This window comes from uncultured Pontibacter sp. (assembly GCF_947502515.1).
GTDB lineage: Bacteria > Bacteroidota > Bacteroidia > Cytophagales > Hymenobacteraceae > Pontibacter.
On record NZ_CANNAI010000007.1, the window covers coordinates 1 to 16,292 of the forward strand.

At 49.4% G+C, this 16,292-nt stretch carries 19 protein-coding genes; 1 reads left to right on the forward strand and 18 read right to left on the reverse strand.

The genetic code is table 11. The features are described 5' to 3' along the window. Positions 1-36: 36 nt before the first annotated feature. The 17 genes from Q1A54_RS16385 to cphA all read right to left on the reverse strand — a co-directional run bounded on the left by Q1A54_RS16385 (position 37) and on the right by cphA (position 14,546). Complete coding sequence (locus tag Q1A54_RS16385; RefSeq protein ID WP_299990339.1) at positions 37-480, reverse strand: hypothetical protein; 444 nt, start codon at positions 478-480, stop codon at positions 37-39. Between the two features lie 75 nt (positions 481-555). After that, entirely contained in the window at positions 556-1,128 is a 573-nt protein-coding gene (locus tag Q1A54_RS16390) for a hypothetical protein (protein ID WP_299990341.1), read from the reverse strand. A gap of 88 nt (positions 1,129-1,216) precedes the next feature. After that, positions 1,217-1,687 carry a hypothetical protein gene (locus Q1A54_RS16395; protein ID WP_299990343.1) on the reverse strand — a complete coding sequence of 157 codons (471 nt, stop codon included), beginning with the start codon at positions 1,685-1,687 and terminating at the stop codon, positions 1,217-1,219. 655 nt (positions 1,688-2,342) lie between these two features. After that, a complete protein-coding gene (locus tag Q1A54_RS16400) occupies positions 2,343-2,843 on the reverse strand; it encodes a hypothetical protein (protein ID WP_299990345.1) in 501 nt (166 codons plus the stop codon). A gap of 126 nt (positions 2,844-2,969) precedes the next feature. Then, entirely contained in the window at positions 2,970-3,854 is an 885-nt protein-coding gene (locus Q1A54_RS16405) for an ankyrin repeat domain-containing protein (RefSeq protein ID WP_299990347.1), read from the reverse strand. Between the two features lie 201 nt (positions 3,855-4,055). Beyond that, positions 4,056-5,333, reverse strand: a complete 1,278-nt coding sequence (locus tag Q1A54_RS16410; RefSeq protein WP_299990349.1) for a tyrosine-type recombinase/integrase — start codon at positions 5,331-5,333, stop codon at positions 4,056-4,058. A gap of 25 nt (positions 5,334-5,358) precedes the next feature. After that, complete coding sequence (locus Q1A54_RS16415; RefSeq protein WP_196120921.1) at positions 5,359-5,682, reverse strand: 2Fe-2S iron-sulfur cluster-binding protein; 324 nt, start codon at positions 5,680-5,682, stop codon at positions 5,359-5,361. After that, positions 5,682-6,695, reverse strand: coding sequence for an NAD(P)/FAD-dependent oxidoreductase (locus tag Q1A54_RS16420; RefSeq protein WP_196120922.1), 1,014 nt, complete (start codon positions 6,693-6,695; stop codon positions 5,682-5,684). Before Q1A54_RS16420 ends, Q1A54_RS16415 begins: the two co-directional genes overlap by 1 nt. A 144-nt stretch (positions 6,696-6,839) precedes the next feature. Next, positions 6,840-7,112: a hypothetical protein gene (locus Q1A54_RS16425; protein WP_196120923.1), complete on the reverse strand. Its 273-nt coding sequence runs from the start codon at positions 7,110-7,112 to the stop codon at positions 6,840-6,842. An 11-nt stretch (positions 7,113-7,123) separates the two neighbouring features. Then, positions 7,124-7,414, reverse strand: a complete 291-nt coding sequence (locus tag Q1A54_RS16430; protein ID WP_299990354.1) for a hypothetical protein — start codon at positions 7,412-7,414, stop codon at positions 7,124-7,126. A 52-nt stretch (positions 7,415-7,466) separates the two neighbouring features. Next, positions 7,467-7,754, reverse strand: coding sequence for a hypothetical protein (locus tag Q1A54_RS16435; protein WP_299990356.1), 288 nt, complete (start codon positions 7,752-7,754; stop codon positions 7,467-7,469). 42 nt (positions 7,755-7,796) lie between these two features. Then, complete coding sequence (locus Q1A54_RS16440) at positions 7,797-9,038, reverse strand: DUF4153 domain-containing protein (RefSeq protein ID WP_299990358.1); 1,242 nt, start codon at positions 9,036-9,038, stop codon at positions 7,797-7,799. A gap of 52 nt (positions 9,039-9,090) precedes the next feature. Then, complete coding sequence (locus tag Q1A54_RS16445) at positions 9,091-9,429, reverse strand: potassium transporter KefB (RefSeq protein ID WP_299990360.1); 339 nt, start codon at positions 9,427-9,429, stop codon at positions 9,091-9,093. A 79-nt stretch (positions 9,430-9,508) separates the two neighbouring features. Next, on the reverse strand, positions 9,509-9,817 hold the full coding sequence (locus Q1A54_RS16450) for a transcriptional regulator (RefSeq protein WP_007660395.1): 309 nt from the start codon (positions 9,815-9,817) through the stop codon (positions 9,509-9,511). A gap of 7 nt (positions 9,818-9,824) precedes the next feature. Then, positions 9,825-10,448 (reverse strand): hypothetical protein, encoded by a 624-nt coding sequence (locus Q1A54_RS16455; RefSeq protein ID WP_299990363.1) that lies wholly within the window; start codon positions 10,446-10,448, stop codon positions 9,825-9,827. Positions 10,449-10,806: 358 nt separating this feature from the next. Next, positions 10,807-11,772, reverse strand: coding sequence for an isoaspartyl peptidase/L-asparaginase family protein (locus tag Q1A54_RS16460; protein ID WP_299990365.1), 966 nt, complete (start codon positions 11,770-11,772; stop codon positions 10,807-10,809). A 131-nt stretch (positions 11,773-11,903) separates the two neighbouring features. Beyond that, positions 11,904-14,546 (reverse strand): cyanophycin synthetase, encoded by a 2,643-nt coding sequence (cphA, locus tag Q1A54_RS16465; protein ID WP_299990367.1) that lies wholly within the window; start codon positions 14,544-14,546, stop codon positions 11,904-11,906. 329 nt (positions 14,547-14,875) lie between these two features. Here cphA and Q1A54_RS16470 point away from each other — a divergent pair, with 329 nt between their 5' ends. Beyond that, positions 14,876-15,736, forward strand: coding sequence for a hypothetical protein (locus Q1A54_RS16470; protein ID WP_299990369.1), 861 nt, complete (start codon positions 14,876-14,878; stop codon positions 15,734-15,736). A 51-nt stretch (positions 15,737-15,787) separates the two neighbouring features. On the opposite strand, the gene Q1A54_RS16475 is transcribed toward Q1A54_RS16470, so the two are convergent. Next, positions 15,788-16,135, reverse strand: coding sequence for an STAS domain-containing protein (locus Q1A54_RS16475; RefSeq protein WP_299990371.1), 348 nt, complete (start codon positions 16,133-16,135; stop codon positions 15,788-15,790). Positions 16,136-16,292 lie beyond the last annotated feature (157 nt).

The window sequence follows — 16,292 nt, forward strand, 5'->3', positions numbered from 1 at the left end:
CCCATAGCGCGTCGCACGGTTAGTGCAACCGCGGCTTCATTGTCGGCACTCCGTACCCAACGAAGCCTTAGTTGTTATGTGAAGACGTTCTTTCTTCATTTTCAATAGCCCTACCAGTATCAATGGTATACCTACTATTATTCCGAACAACATGAATCTCAGATAGTATTTGTCTTCTTCGTTAAATACCCCTTCTGTTGCATAAACCAACATTGGCAAAACAAAGAGTGTAAAACCAATGGCTGAAATAATTTTCCAGATTGTTTTCTTGGAGTAATAGAAGCTAAACAAGGTAACTATGGCAAGAAGTCCATCTGTAATAAAATGCACAGCCATACTATCTGTTCCAGCTATTCTTGTTATTGGATACACAAGTGCAGTATTCAGATAAATCAGCAAAATTTGAATTACAGGCACAAAAGACGACACCAGCAAAAAGGCTGTCAATATTAATGGTATTGCGAGATTTTCATCTTTCATGATTACACATAACGTTTAGTACAGGCTGTGAGCAAGGCGTAGCCGAGTATGGAGCCTGTACCTTGTTCTCAGCAGTTATTCTTTTAGAAATATCTCCACTATGCCGTTTCTCGCTCTATATCCATAGTAGTCAGGATTAGCATTTTGGTATAAAGCTATATAAGCGATTCTTCCAGCCTTTAATTTTTTTACTAATTGAATACTCTCGGCTTCGTTCAGAGCCTTACCACCCACAACAACAGCCATACAACTGTCAAACTTATCATAGATTGTCAGTCCAGAAGCGCATGAGTTTAAGTTCTCTTTCAACTTACTGAGTAGCTCCTTTTTTGCTTTCTTTTTCTGATATTCCCCAGAACCTAATATCAACAGCCAGTCACATTTCATATGTGGTGATAATTGCTGTGCCTTTACAAATAAGAAAACTCTAAGCTCTTCAGCTGTTAATTCTTTTTTCCCATTCTCAATATCTGAAAAAGAGTAAGGCACTCCATCAATTACTACAAAATCACAGAAATTTAATGAGTCAGGTTGTGTGTTATATTTAGCAATTACTCTCTTTTTTAGATTTTCTACTGTGTACACTTGTGCTTTACAAGCCAAAGCCATTGAAAGAATTAAGACAACTGTAGTGAAGTAAAATTTCATACTTAAAATTACTGAGAACGGTTGGTACATAAAGCGAGCAAGGCGTAGCCGCGGCTTGGCTTATGTACTTTGTTATGCTATTTGTTTTTTATTCTATCCTGACTGGCAAATAGAACAGTGAAGGTTCTGTACACCCTTCTTGACTGTTTCTTCTCAACTGAATGTACTCAACGTGCTTAATCAATACTGGCAGCAGTTGAGATAATTCTTTTTCAGTCAAGGTTAAAGGCTCTTCGTTATCCTTAAAGCGGAGCTTAGCTACCATGATTTCATACTTGTTGAACTTTAGGCTTTCCCTATCATACTCTGCTTTCAGAACAACTAAGCCATGATAATCTTTTTGAAGACTGAGTGGATTTACACTGTCGTCCGTTAGTTGATAGCAAGGTATTTCAATAGGGCATACATGTGTTTCTGATGTATCGGCACTTGCAGCTAATTGCTTTTTCTCAACTTCTGTAGAAGGCACTCCTACTTCTGCGTCGTCTTTTGATTCACACGAGAACAGAACAAGCGTAAGCAGTAGATAAAGTTGAGTAAGCAATACAGCTTTTTTCATTCTTGATTTACATTAAGCATAACGGTGTTCGTATAGCAAGTGGCGCAGCGTCAGCAAGCCTTTGTGCTATACCTTGTTAGGGGTTAGGTATTCTTCTCCTACTACTGCCGACACTCTTTCCATAAGTTTATAGTCACTCTTCCTATTAAGGTAACTTGTTATGCAGACCAGATTAAGTGAAAGAGCCAATACTATAAGCACAAAGTCGGTTGGTGTTATAGAGTTCAGTACCCTGATTATATATAACACTAGAACCAAAAGTAAAGCTATTACTAAACTGACCATTCCACTTAAGATGAGAAACAATAACGGGTTTACTAACTCTTTAATAGTCTGTAGTTCAATAATCAACCAGAAAGCCCCGACTATACATAGTAAAACAGAGAAAGTTTTAAGTATGCTCTTTTTCTTTTTCCTAGCTCTATCGTCAAATGATGAAAGAAAGATCGGCAACTCTGATAAAAGGTCTAGAATCCCCATTGATGTTTTAAGTTTTTCTAATAATTACTACTTACCCCTAACGGTTAGTATATGAAAAGTAGGCGATTACGAAGCATGACACTTTCGATTAAGCACATAGTCTGATACGATCCAAAAGCTTTAAATTTAGCAGTAATTCGCCTAATTTTTATATGCCTTGTTAGCGGTTCGGGCTTTATTTTACTGAAACTATGGTTGTTATATAGATGTAGTAATTAATACAATGTAATAATGCTAAAACCAAAATATCTTTATTTCTGAAACTCTCAAATATTTCAGTTGTTCTAATTGAGTACTTATAATTAAGATTATCTAATTTGGTATCCATTTCGGCAACTAATAACTCTTTCTTTTCGGAGTCAGTCAGTATAAATTTGTTGCTTGAAAATCCCTTTGTGCGAAATGAATAGCTCTTTTCTGAATCCTGAAAAGAGGTTTTTATTAGTATTCCATTCCAACCAAGTTTAAATTCTAATAGAGTTTTTTCTCCGTCCTTTAATTCAATTTTGGAATTCCATATTCCTTTTGGCTTAAGATGAAAATTAGCACCATTAGATGTTTTTATTTCGGCATTGGAAGCATACCACTTTTCATAGATTAGTTTTCCAATTTTTTCATCGTCAGAAGTCAGGTAAAAGGATAGTGAGTTTGTAGATTTTGCTATGTATTTTGCCATATTATAAATATTTTAAAATTTAATTATAATAGTGCGGTCTTAGCCTGACCGCTAACGTTTGGTGCATACAAAGCCTTAAGCGCCAGCGAAAGGTTGAGTATGCACTGGGTTGTGCGATTGTGCTTTTCAGATTAGTTTATAGTTATAATCTTTGAAATTTACGCCCAACCCCTTTAGTTTTTGGATTAACTGCCATAAATCTTCATTAGCTTTTTCAATATCTGGATTTTCTCTTTTTAGCCTTTCAACTTCATCAGTGTTTCCTGTTAATCTTGCCTTAGTAAATTTATTTACAACATAGTCCTGAATATAAAAGGTGACTCTTTCATTTTTAGGTTTCCTGATAACTGTTGCCATTGGCTGATGCACATCTACCCTAACCGAGTCTATATAAAAATTGACAATATCAATTTTTCCTCTTCTGACAGCTCTTGAGAAAGGAGTGGATTGGTCTTCTTGAAGCTTTTTATGCGGGTTAGCACCATATTTCAATAACAGTTTAACAGCGTCCAAGTCATATTCAGAGGCTTCCATTAGAGGGGATGTAGCGCTAATGTGATGTCCTTTCTCATTGATAAAATCTCTCTCCACTGCATAGTTAGGATTGGCTCCATGCTCAAGCAGTAGTTTTGCATATTTATGCTCCCTTCTCCACTCAAACTGATTCCCGAAAGGTTGAAATGCTTCCATCAGAACACTGTATTGAGTCAATGGGTTAATAGCATTAGGGTTTGTTCCTAATTCAAGCAGCTTCTTAAAGGAACCGAATTGTTCTAAATCAATAGCTAAAGAAAGACAGTTGGAGCCAGTTACAGGATCATGCACCTTTAACAAGGTTGAATCCTTCTCTACCAGTTCTCTGATTATAGATGTGTCTCCCCTTTCTACTGCTTTTGCAAGTTCGTATGCTCTTGTTCCTTCGAAATACTCAGTGTTTTGACTATTTTGACCATTGCAGCTCATTAAGAGAAAACAAAAGGTAACAAGTATAGAATGTTTAATCCAAATCACTATCTATTCAATTAGTTAAGTTCTTATTGCCACCTATTCTACTTTGCATTATGCACAACTACCTCGAAAGCGTGAACATACGGTTATTGGCACTATGTGCGAAGGAGGAATTCGCCTTTATCGGCATCTTGAAAGCACCATTTTGACCGTTTTTCCCTTCTTTCATCGTTTTATATTTTCTTTAGCTAATATACAATAATCCTACAGACAATCCAGCGGGCTCGTGATTTTATCGAGCGCATAGCTCGTCACGTGGGTGTAGATCTCTGTTGTTCTACTGGAGCGGTGCCCGAGCAGGGTTTGGATGTAACGCAGGTCGGTGCCCTGTTCCAGCAGGTGCGTGGCAAAGGAGTGCCGGAGCGTGTGGGGCGTGGCCTTCGTCTTCACCCCGGCTTTGTCCTTGGCTGCACGAAACACGCTGCGGATGCTCTCTACCGTGTACTGCCCCCCCGTCTGCCCCTCAAAGAGCCACACCTTGGGCCTGTATACCTTGTAGTAAGCCCTGAGGCTCTCGAGTAGCTTCTGCGACAGCAGCGTGGTGCGGTCCTTTTTGCCTTTGCCACCCCTGATGAAGAGCAGGTTGCGGTCCGACTGCACGTCACTGATCCTCAGATTGATCACCTCTCCGATGCGGAGCCCGCCCGCATAAAGCAGCTGCAGCAGGCAGCGGTGCTTCAGGTTCTCCGTGGCGGCGAGGATGCGCTGCACCTCCTGCTTGCTGAGCACCTGAGGCAGGCGACTCGGCTTCTCGGGCCGCTCCACCTCCTCGAGCCGCACGCTGTGGCGGCCCAGCACCCGCTGGTAGTAGAACTTGACGGCGTTGATCGACTGGCTCACGGTGGAGTGGGAATACCTTTGGCTCTGCACCATGCCCCGGTGGTAGCGGTTGATCTCCTCTGCAGAGAAAGCGTCTATCTGCCCCAGCCCCAGTGTGCTGTGCCCGTTGAGGAAGCGCAGCAGCAGCGCGTGGTAGGTGCGGATCGTATTCATGGAGTAGTTGAGCAGGAAAAGCTTCTCTACAAAGGGAAGTGGACAGGTTAAATAGGCAGGCCCCTGCACGTAACCCTGCTCCCAGAGCCTCACCTGCAAAGCCAGGTCCCGTAGCTGCATTGTCTGGGCCAGCCATACCTGCGCCGTGCCCTCCAACGCGTCCAGCAACTCATGGATGTGGTGGCTCTGACTGGGCATGGCAAAGCACTTGAGTTCCTTGATCCAGGTACAGCCGCTGAAGCGCCAGAGGCAGGTATAGATCTCCTTGCTGTACTGGAAAGAGAGCTGAATAAGCGTCTTTTCCTCGTGTTGAAGAGGTTGCAGGCGCACTACAGGCAGGGCCGTCACGCGCGGCAGTGGGTCAGAGGCGTGCCCGGAAGCCAGTATGGTCGCACCCTCGGCGGGCCGAAGCCGCTTAGGCCTGTCCAGGTAGCGTGCGTCCGTATAGCGCAACAAAAAGCCATACCCTGTGCAGGTATGGCTTTCCAAATTTCCAGTGATAAGGTATAGCTTACTACGCTTCCGGCATCAGGCGCACCACCAGCCCATCAAGGTCAGGGTTCACGCGCAGCTGGCACGAAAGACGGCTGGTCGCAGTGGCATGTGGCAGGGTTTCGAGCATGTAGGCTTCGTCATCTCCAGGCTCTGGCAACTCACCGCTTTCGAGCACCTCCACGTGGCAGGTGGCGCAAATGGCCATACCGCCGCAAATGGCCGGCACGTCCAGCTCGTTGGCTTTCATCACTTCCATCACCGACAGGCCCATGTCAGTCGGAGCCTCCAGCGTCACGCGGCTACCGTCGGGTAGCTCCACGTGTATGTTGATCAGCTCCTCCATTAGCTCAGCTCCTGTATGCCGTTTACGGTCGTGTACTTCAGCACAAACTTCTTGTCAGGGTAGATGACGTTGTAAGCGCTCTGGGCCATCAAAGCGGACTCGTGGAAGCCGCACAAGATCAGCTTAAGCTTGCCCGGGTAGGTGTTGATGTCGCCGATAGCGTATACGCCCGGTATGTTGGTGGAGTAGTCGAAGGTATTCACTACAATGGCACCTTTCTCCAGTTCCAGCCCCCAGTTCTCAAGCGGCCCCAGTTTTGGTACCAGCCCGAAGAGCGGAATGAAGTAGTCGGTCTCGATCTTGTGCTCGTCCTTATTGTCGATCAGCACAGTCACAGCGTCTACTTTGCCGTTGCCCTGCACGTCTGTCACGTTCGACTTGAGCAGAAGTTTGATCTGCCCTTCTTCGGCCAGGGTCAGTACTTTCTCAGCCGACTCCGGCGCTCCCCTGAAGGTAGAGCCACGGTGTACCAGCGTCAATTCTTCGGCTACACCGGCCAGGTATATCGCCCAGTCCAGGGCAGAGTCGCCGCCGCCGGCCAGCACCACTTTCTTGCTGCGGAACAGCTCCGGGTCACGCACCATGTAGGTCACGCCTTTGCCTTCAAAGCTCTCCAGGCTTTCTATGGCCGGCTTGCGCGGCTCAAACGAACCCAGTCCGCCTGCGATGGCCACTACCTTGCAGGCAATCTCAGTGCCTTCGGAAGTGCGCACAATGAACGAGCCGTCTTCCTGCTTGTCCAGCTCCTCCACACGCTCACCCAGGGTAAAGGTCGGGTGGAAGGGCTCGATTTGCTTCATTAGGTTGTCTACCAGCTCACCGGCCAGTATAGACGGGAAACCAGGTATATCGTAGATCGGTTTTTTGGGGTATATCTCGGCCAGCTGGCCACCTACCACGGGCAGGGCGTCCACCACGTGGCAGCGCATTTTGAGCAAGCCGGCTTCAAACACAGCAAACAGGCCCACCGGACCTGCACCCACAATGCATATATCAGTTGTTATTCTGTCCATGTAAAATTGTTTTTTGATCAATCAATTTTCTACCGTAAAGATACGGCCATGTGTCAAGCATCCATAGTAATTTCTGCTATAAAATGGGGGTGATCAACAGCACGTGCTGCAAACCACCCCCATTTCACAAGTTTTATGATCTGATTACAATTTGTCGATCATGTCGCCCAGGTCACTCACGCCCAGCGTGAACATGAACAGCACAATGGCCAGCACCACTTTGAGCACTACCGGAATGGAGAGGCCCAAATGTCGCTTCAGGTATACATTGGCTGGCGGAAAATAAACAAGCGAAAGGAGCAGGTAGGCGATGCCCGGCACAGGGTGCACCAGCACCAGGTTCAGTATACCTACTACAGCTACCACACTGCCGAAAAACCATCCGAGCAGGGGAAATGTCAGGTTATGCGCTTTCATAAGGTTACTGTTTAGCTTCCCGCAAATGGACTTCCAAAGATGCCAACAGCCAGCTCAGCCCAAATGAGGAAGAAAACCAGCAGAATGATTCCGATGATAACGAGCCGAGATTCGTTATTTCTCACTTTTCGGATGACAAACTCTGCCGCAAGTCCGGTGCTGAGCAGCAGGATGCCCATGATCACAAAGTCACGCAGATCCCAGTCTACTTCGCTTGTGAATTGCATCGCAATTAGCGGGATGCACAACAGCAGTGCCACGCCGAGCACAATGCCGATCAATCTTTTGTTTTGCGTTACCATATCTGTTTTTTTTTTATGATGAGAATGATTTGTATTTCGAATTCCAGATGTCCTAAAAGTCCATCAGCATCAGGTCGATCTTTTCAGGCAGCTCGGCCACACCCAGAGCAGACCACAGGATGAAGAGGCCCAGGATGATCTTGACTGCCAATGGAACAGATAAGCCCGTTGTCTCTCGCAGAATAGCGGTCATGGGAGGGAAGTAAACGAGTGATAGGATAATGATAAACAGGCCATAGCCGGCGTCGTTGCCCCAAAACGTGTTGATGAATCCGATTGCCAGAAAGAGGAAGCCAAACAGCCAGCTGACCACACTCCCGATTTGCAAAGTTTTTTCCATGATGTGTTTTTGATTTGATGATGAAGTGAATGTTTCTGCGGCTTACTTAAACCCGAACATAATCGGAAAAAGGAAAACGACGATGATGGTCCAGGCAAAGTAGACCGGAATGTAGAGCACAATGGAGCGACCAACTTCGGTGATGGCTGCCTTGCGGGTAGCTGCTTTAAAGAGCATGACCGTGACGATGAGCAGGTGCACCAGCATGAGCACGTTGCCGCCCAGCACAGCCACTCTGTTGGGTGTGATGCCCCACTCCGAGATGCGGAACGAAATAGCCGACAGCGCAATGCCATTCACAACCACTGTCATAACCGAAAGCATGAGCAGCACCCACACGGCTGACAAAGTGCTCGACCGATTCGTGCTCTCCGCAACCGAGAAGAAGATCAGCGCCATCACCCCGATCAGGAGCACATTGAAGAGCAGCAGAAACTCCCGGTCGTTGTAAGGGTCCTTACCGGAATAGATAATAGCCCCGAGGTAGATCACCAGCATCACCAGTACCAGCGGACTGAAGATCCGGGCAATAACCGGCGACACCTTGTTGACAAGCTGCGGGTTGTTTTGCGTCAGGTAAGCGGCCACGATCGGTACAGCCGGCAAACCGAAGGCGACGATGTACTCAAAGTAAAACTCCTCGATCCGAAGCCCGATCAGCGCGAACAAGCCGATTGTTATACCTGTCATCATACCGCCCGCTATGACCAGCAGCGCCGACATTACGGCCAGGTCGCCGTTGAAGCGCAGGAAGCTGAGTCGCTTGTCAGCCAGGTGAAGCTCGTTGCCAGCATAGGACACGCCCAGCAGTACCCACAGCAGCAAAGGCAGGTGTATGCAGGCCAGAACCAGGGTGTCACTCTGGTTGTCCGGCAGTACGTTGATGTAAATCAGACAGATAGCCGTGATCCCGGTTAAGATACCTACACTGTATGCAGGCAGTTGATTTTTCCAGGCGAAGTAGGCCATCAAGGGCGGTAGCACAAAGAAGCTGAGGTTGCGCGGGTAGTAGAAGTCCTCGCTGATCGGGAAGATGGCAGGCAGCTTGACCAGTATACCTGCCACCAATGCGGCGATCACCACAAACAGAAACTCCCGGTTGAAGCGCCAGAAAACATCCTCTGCTTCGTAGTGCAGTCTTGCGTGCCAGAAGTCAGCCAGCGCAGTGCCGCTGAGCTGTGGGTATAAGCCGCTGAACTCCTGCTTAAAGCCTGCTTTATCTGACCTATACAGCTTCTCCAACTTGTTGGGGTCGTTCAGGTGCGATAGTATTTGCGCTTTCATGAATCTATTGGTTAATTTTTCAAGATGATCTATACCTGATAGCTGCCGCCGCCTAGTGCCACAGCGTGCCTGCCAGACCCAGCACAAAGCCAAGCCACAGACCTACCACAAAAATCAGAACACTGAGCACCACCGCGATGGCTTTGTGTATCCCGAACCGGTGATGATACTGCAGCAGGATATAGTTGATCAGGCCTCCGAGTGCGCCAGCCATGGGAACGATGAGCAGTGGCCGAAGCATCCATAAATCGCCCCAAGCCGGGTCAGGCGATTTAACACCTATCAAGAAAATTGTGATCAAGGCTAATCCGATCGAGGCGCCTGTCAGTGCCCGCCTGGCTGCCGCAGCAGGTTGCCAGTGCTGGTTTTGATAATCATGTTGCTGTACCATTTTAATCTGAGTTAAGGTTATGAATTATTTCTGTGTCATTAAAGTACTTTGAGTTTCAAAGTAAAGCCGCAAAAAAAATTTAGTCGCTCTGCCTGTTGTTCAAAATCAGTTGTTCCAGCGCATCCAGGTGACTTTTGAAAGCCTCACGGCCCGCATCCGTCGCATGGTAAGTCGTATTGGGTTTGCGGCCCACAAACTGCTTTTCCACACGCAGGTATTGGGCTTCTTCCAGCGCCCGCAGGTGACTGGCCAGGTTGCCATCGGTCAGTTGCAGGGTTTCCTTCAGGGTGTTAAAGTCCACCTTGTCGTCCACCATCAGCACCGACATAATGCCCAGCCGCGCCCTGCTTTCGAAGGCTTTGTTTATATTTTCAAGATACTCTTTCACAGGTCTGCTAGCGTTCGTATTTAAAGTACACCAGCGCACCATATACAATGTGCAGTATACCGAAGCCCAGCGTCCAGAGCATCAGGCCATAGCTTACAAACACACAGGCCACCAGGCCCATGATGATCTCGATGATGCCCAGGTAGCGAATATCGCCCAAGGTATACTTGCTGCCATTGAGCAGGGCCAGGCCATAAAAAACCAGCATGGCAGGCGCTACCAGGTATAGTATGCCATGGTAAAGCAGCACGGCACAAAACACACCACCGGCAGCCAAAGGTATAGCCAGGTTCACCAGCAGTCGCTTCGACTGGTTGTCCCAGGTGCGCTGGTTTTTCTTGCGGGCATTGCGCGCCGTAAAGTAGGTGGCGGTACCGAAGGCAAGTATGAGCACAGCAGCCGCTACTGCCAACACAAACAGGGTGTTGTCGCGGCTGAAGTTGCCAGCCAGGTCGCTAACGTAATTGATGTTGTGCTGCGTTAAATACCACTTAACCACAGCCGCACCGGCAAGCGCCGACAAGCCTGCAAAAACGCCGGACAATCCGCTCAGGGAGATAAAGCGGGAAGAGCGATCCATGATGTTGCGGATCTCGTGCAGGGCTTCTAACTGGTCTTGCTGCTGATTCATTATAAAGTACTTTGAGTTTCAAAGTTAATAGAGGTTTACGTAAAGTCAAGCGCAGGGGCTAAATAATTTTTTAAGAATTTAGGAAGTGTATGGGATCAGCCCTCAACCCTCAACCTGGTCCAGGGTATACAGATTTTAGAAAGACTGGCTGCTAATACAAGCAAATGGCACTTAATGCTTTTCAGGATTTTTAAACCCCGAAGTAAACTGTAGGGGATTTCATAATCCCCGTGAACTACTAAGCGGTTCGCGCGGGTCTGGAGACCTGCTACAATTTAATTTCGGATAGCTATATCCGAACCAGTTTTACAAATGCCTTTTTATTTCGGGACAGGTATAGTTGTTTCCTGGCCTGAGGCTATTTTTCCATTTCCTTTTGTTTGGCAGGCTTCTTTAGCTTTTCGGATTCCCACAAAGCTATATAAGGTTCTTCGTCTGCTGCATGGTATCCCCGCTTCATAAAGCCGGTGTTAAAGCCAAAGGCTACTTTGCCGGCAGTGTCCATTGCCAGGATGCCCCTGTCACCCTTAAGTTTGTCGTCATGCAACTGAACGGCTTTGTCAGTGGCCGACTGTAAGGAGTTGCCGGCATACTTCATTAGCGCGTAGACCTCATGCGCCAGCACACCACGCATGATCACTTCGCCTTCGCCGGTACAACTCACAGCGCATACCTCGTTGTTGGCTAGCGTGCCCCCTCCGATGATGGGGGTATCCCCGACACGTCCTTTCAACTGGTGTGTCAGGCCACCGGTAGAAGTCGCAGCGGCCAGGTTACCGTTTATGTCCAGGGCAACAGCGCCCACTGTATCTGTCATGGAGCCGGGCATCCCTTTCCTCTCAGCTTTTTCCTGCTGCTTGTCAAGCCAGGTCTCTCTTTTTTCAGGGGTAATAAAATACTCCGGGCCTTTGAGTGGCAGGTTATTGGCCAGGGCAAACTCCTCGGCGCCGGTACCCACCAGCAGGCAGTGTTCGCACTTCTGCAGAATTACCTTTGCCAGGCTAATGGGGTGCTGCACATAGCGCACACCGCCCACAGCGCCCACCCGAAGCGTATTACCGTCCATAATGGCTGCGTCAAATTCATTCTCTCCCCGCTGTGTCAGGCTAGCGCCCCGTCCTGCATTAAACACAACGTTACGCTCCATGCTGTTGACAGCAGCCTCTACAGCATCCAGGGCACTTCCGCCTTTCTCCAGCACTTCATACCCTTCTTTCAGCGCTTCTGCCAGCCCTTGTCTGTATGCTTCCTCTTTTTCCTTATCCAACTCACCGGGATCTACAGATTCTGCACCTCCGTGTATCGCAATCGCAAATTTTTTCATTATTGTTTGTTTCCGTTTAATTAAGCACCTGATAGTACGGGATGAACTATTCCTGGTTATGACAAGGTATAGCCCAAAATGCAGCGGCTGCCACCTGGTTCAGGGACAGCCGCCGTAGGAGATACCCTGCATTAAAATGAGTCCTGCTCCAGAGAGGAAATGCGCCGGTGATCGATGATCCGGAAACTCTCCACCAGCTTGATCGACTCCGGTATATCCTCTGAGAACAGAGTAATAAAGGAACCTTCAGGGGCATATTCCATGGCATGGGCCAGAGCACGGGTTTCCTGGTTGATCTCTGTGAGCTTCATGTTGGGTTTAACGGCCATAATGCCTTGCTTGATCAGGCTGTTGATCTCCTTTCCGGATTTGCCACGCAGGTCCTTGTCCTGCCGGATGATGATCTCGTCAAAGGTTTCGGCCGCAATGCGGCCAATCTCGATGGTGTCTTCTTCCTGGCGGTCGCCTATACCTGCCACAATGCCGATCTTGTAAGTGGCCTGCACATTGTCGATAAAGTCGGCGATGGCTTCCATGCTGGCAATGTTGTGGGCATAGTCGATGAGTACTTCATAGCGCGGGAGTTTGAACAGGTTCATGCGGCCCGGTGTGGTTTCTGCGGAAGGAATAAAAGTGCGCAGGGCCGTTCTGATCTCTGCAATCTCAAAGTGGTTGATATACCCGGTCAGGGTTGCCGCCAGCACATTATGGATGTTAAAGCGGGCGCGGCCCCCGAAGGTCAGCGGAATGTCAGCCACCCGGTCTACCCGGATCTTGTAAGTATTCTTGAAGATAGAGATGTACCCGTTTTCAAGCACAGCTGCCAGTCCGCCTTTGCTGATGTGCTGCAGGATGCGCGGGTTGTTTTCGTCGAGGCTAAAGAAAGCCACTTTGCAGGAGAGTCCCGTTGCCATTTCAAAAACAAGGTCATCATCCGCATTGAGCACGGCATAGCCGTTCTGGCATACGGTGCGGGGGATCACGGCTTTTACTTCGGCCATTTCCTCTACGGTATTAATATCACCCAGCCCCAGATGGTCAGCCGACACGTTGGTGACGATGCCGATGTCGCACTGCCGGAAAGCCAGGCCAGAGCGGAGCATACCGCCCCGGGCACACTCCAGTACAGCGTAGTTCACGGTGGGGTCTTTGAGCACAAACTCACTGCTGTAGGATCCGGTGGTATCGCCTTTGATAATCTTGTTGTCTTGTATGTAGATGCCGTCGGTGGTGGTATAGCCGACCTGGTATCCTTTGAACTTGAGCATGTGGGCCACGAGGCGGGTAGTGGTGGTTTTGCCGTTGGTGCCTGTGATGGCCACAATAGGTATTCGCGTCGGCGTACCGTGCGGAAAAAGCATGTTGATGATCGGTTCTGCCACGTTGCGGGGCAGGCCATCAGTAGGGGAGATGTGCATGCGCAGTCCGGGAGCGGCGTTCACTTCGATCACAGCGCCCTTTGTTTCAGGCAGCGGGATGGCAATGTCGGTCGTCATCACATCGATGCCACACACATCGAGCCCGATGATGCCCGCAATGCGCTCTGCCATGAGCACATTATAAGGATGCACCAGGTCCGTTACATCGGTGGCTGTGCCGCCGGTACTGAGGTTGGCTGTGCTTTTCAGGTATAGCACTTCGCCCTCCGGCAAGACTGCCTGCAGCGTCAGCCCTTTCTCTTTGAGCAGACTGCGCGTATGCTTGTCTATTTTGATGTGCGTGAGCGCCTTTTCATGTCCTATACCTCGTCGGGGATCCTTGTTGACTTCTTTCACCAGTTGCTGTATGGTCGAGATGCCGTTGCCGGTGACCATGGCCGGTGTGCGTTTGGCGGCGGCTGTGAACTTGCCGTTGATCACCAGCAGGCGGTAGTCGTCGCCTGTGATGAACTGCTCTACCATCACCTTCTTGGAGTAGCGCTGTGCTTCCGTCAGGGCACGTTGCGCTTCCTTCCAGGTATGGATGTTGATGGTAGCGCCCTTTCCCTGGTTGCCGTCCAGCGGTTTCACCACCACAGGGTAGCCTAGTTCCTGCACCGCCTCTTCCAGTTCATCGGCATCATGCACGATATGGCCCCGGGGCACCGGTATACCTGCATCTTCCAGGATCAGTTTGGTAGCGTTTTTGTTACCGGCACTTTCCACCCCGAAGCAGGAGGTGCGGGAGGTCATGGCAGCCTGTATGTGCTTCTGGTGTATGCCGTACCCGAGTTGTATAAGCCCGCTTCGCTGGTTGTTGATATAAGGTATACCGCGGCTTACCGCCTCCGACACAATAGCCTCCGTGCTTGGGCCAAAGTACTCGTCTTCCCGTATCTGGTGCAACCGGGCAATGTCCTGCACAATGCTGGGCTTTTTGCCTTTGGCCATAAGTTCGGTGATGCGCACCGCGGCATGTGCCGCATATTCCCCGGCACGCTCCTGCTGGTAAGAGAAGATGACATAGTCCACTCCGGGACCGGGGCCGGCGTAGCGGCGGCCATAGCCACTGTTCATGCCGGCCAGGGTCTGCAGCTCGAGGGCAATATGCTGCACCACCTTGCTGAACGTGGTGCCTTCGCGCACGAGCCTGAAAAAACCGCCGGGTGTACCCTTGGACGAGCGATGCTCATACATGCCCGGGAATAGCTTTTCCAACCGCTCCGGAAATTGTGGGACCTCGTTTGTAAGCACATCCTGTAGACCTTCCAGGTCAAGTTTCAGGACAATTATTTTGGGATGTTTGATAGACCAGTAGTTAGGTCCACGCATGATCCTCAGTTCAAGTATTTTCATTTGCTTTCACACATCAGGTTTGAGCCTGTGTCAACAGGTAGCGGGCCGCAAGGGCAATGCCTAAGATTAGTACGGATTAGGAGAACTTTGGGAGAACGCCGGGGCTTCAAATGAAGCCTGATTTTTCTAAAAATGAGTAGTTAAAACAGCTGTAGTGTAGCAGAAAGTGTTTTGTACCAGCTCGTTTTCCGTATTTGTACGTCTTTTGGGTAAATGGCTGTTTTGAGTCCGTTAATGTAAAACCCCGCCCCACCTTAAACGTTTAATAAGTGCGCGTTTTGTCTAAATGCATATTCAATAAGTTCTATAATTAAATAAAATATACAGTTATGGCAAGAGATTATCAGGATGATTATGGCAGGGGAAGCTATCGCTCTCATGACCGCGACCGCTCTCAACACGAGGAAGGAGGCTTTTTCAACCGGATTGGAGAAAAGATCAGCCATGCCTGGGAGCGTATAGCCGGAGATGAGGACGATCGCGGAGAGAGACAGCAGCGAGGCAGTACGCATCATCCTTATTCAGGAGAATTTGACCGCGGCGGGTACCGCTCATCAGGGTATGGTTCGGGCACTTCAGGAAGCCAGGGCCAGCGCTACGGTCAGTCCCAAATGGGCAGGTATAGCCCACAGCACTCACAAGGCAGCTCTTACCGCTCGGGCCAGAGCGAAAGCAGTAGTGGCTACAGTGGCCGCATGTCTGATTACGGATCTTCATCGCAGGGCAGCAGCTACGGCCGCACTGGCTCTCCATACGGAGCCGGCTCCAGCGGAGGGGAGTACGGCGCTTCAGAGCACACAGGTTATGGCAGCTCACAGCGTGACTACGGCAGCTCTTCAGGTTACGGCGAATCTTCAGGAGGCTACGGGCGTAGCTCCATGGGCTTCCCGCGCGGCTCAGACTACGGCAGTGGCAGCTCCGGCTCTATGGGCGGCGGCTATTTCGGCAGTGGGGCAGGGCCGTGGAGCGGTGGCCCGTACGGTGACACCGGCAACGCGGGCTACAGATCGCGCAGCGGATCGCAGCGCGACTCCGGCCAGGGCTTCCAGGGCAGAAACAGCTCCATGGGAAGCACAGGCGGATACGGCAGCTCAGAGGGCTACAGCCGTTCTGACTACGATTACTCCCGCCGCGAGCAGCGCCGTCGGGGCCAGTCTGACCAAAACTTCGGCAGTGACTGGGACAGATAACCAGGAAATGTTCAAAAGAAAAGGGACCGTATAAAGCGGTCCCTTTTTTATTTACTTGGCAATCATCTGTCGTGCTTCTTCCACAGTTTCGGCTGACTTGATCAGGCGGTCGAGCCCCAGAATCTCGAACACGTTGCGGATCTTAGGCTGCATGTTCACCATGACCATGTCCATCTCCTTCAGGTTACAAGCCTGAAAAGCGGCCAGCAAAACGCCCAGGCCGGCAGAAGAGATGTAGGTCAGTTCGCTGCAATCGATCAGCACAAAACCTGACGAAGCAGCAATTGTCTCCTCCAGGGCGTTGTCGGCGTAAACAGATGAACTGGCGTCAAGCTCTCCCTTAAACCGAAGCAATACTCCCTTACCAATCGCATCTGTCGTAACGCTAAAAGTTTTCATCTATCGTTGTTTTCCTTTGGTTGACCAATCTCCACCATTTCGGGCACATGTCCTCCCGCAATAAGGTGATTGGTTAGTGTTATTGGCTCTCATACGCAAAAACGTTTCCTGGGCTGTCCGACTGCAGTAGCCAACAGCTCATGAAACGCGAATCAAA

Coding starts and splice junctions, on each gene's coding strand:
- Q1A54_RS16385 (WP_299990339.1), bottom strand. CDS start 480: ATGAAAGATGAAAATCTCGCAATACCATTAATATTGACAGCCTTTTTG.
- Q1A54_RS16390 (WP_299990341.1), bottom strand. CDS start 1,128: ATGAAATTTTACTTCACTACAGTTGTCTTAATTCTTTCAATGGCTTTG.
- Q1A54_RS16395 (WP_299990343.1), bottom strand. CDS start 1,687: ATGAAAAAAGCTGTATTGCTTACTCAACTTTATCTACTGCTTACGCTT.
- Q1A54_RS16400 (WP_299990345.1), bottom strand. CDS start 2,843: ATGGCAAAATACATAGCAAAATCTACAAACTCACTATCCTTTTACCTG.
- Q1A54_RS16415 (WP_196120921.1), bottom strand. CDS start 5,682: ATGGAGGAGCTGATCAACATACACGTGGAGCTACCCGACGGTAGCCGC.
- Q1A54_RS16420 (WP_196120922.1), bottom strand. CDS start 6,695: ATGGACAGAATAACAACTGATATATGCATTGTGGGTGCAGGTCCGGTG.
- Q1A54_RS16425 (WP_196120923.1), bottom strand. CDS start 7,112: ATGAAAGCGCATAACCTGACATTTCCCCTGCTCGGATGGTTTTTCGGC.
- Q1A54_RS16430 (WP_299990354.1), bottom strand. CDS start 7,414: ATGGTAACGCAAAACAAAAGATTGATCGGCATTGTGCTCGGCGTGGCA.
- Q1A54_RS16435 (WP_299990356.1), bottom strand. CDS start 7,754: ATGGAAAAAACTTTGCAAATCGGGAGTGTGGTCAGCTGGCTGTTTGGC.
- Q1A54_RS16440 (WP_299990358.1), bottom strand. CDS start 9,038: ATGAAAGCGCAAATACTATCGCACCTGAACGACCCCAACAAGTTGGAG.
- Q1A54_RS16445 (WP_299990360.1), bottom strand. CDS start 9,429: ATGGTACAGCAACATGATTATCAAAACCAGCACTGGCAACCTGCTGCG.
- Q1A54_RS16455 (WP_299990363.1), bottom strand. CDS start 10,448: ATGAATCAGCAGCAAGACCAGTTAGAAGCCCTGCACGAGATCCGCAAC.
- Q1A54_RS16460 (WP_299990365.1), bottom strand. CDS start 11,772: ATGAAAAAATTTGCGATTGCGATACACGGAGGTGCAGAATCTGTAGAT.
- cphA (WP_299990367.1), bottom strand. CDS start 14,546: ATGAAAATACTTGAACTGAGGATCATGCGTGGACCTAACTACTGGTCT.
- Q1A54_RS16470 (WP_299990369.1), top strand. CDS start 14,876: ATGGCAAGAGATTATCAGGATGATTATGGCAGGGGAAGCTATCGCTCT.
- Q1A54_RS16475 (WP_299990371.1), bottom strand. CDS start 16,135: ATGAAAACTTTTAGCGTTACGACAGATGCGATTGGTAAGGGAGTATTG.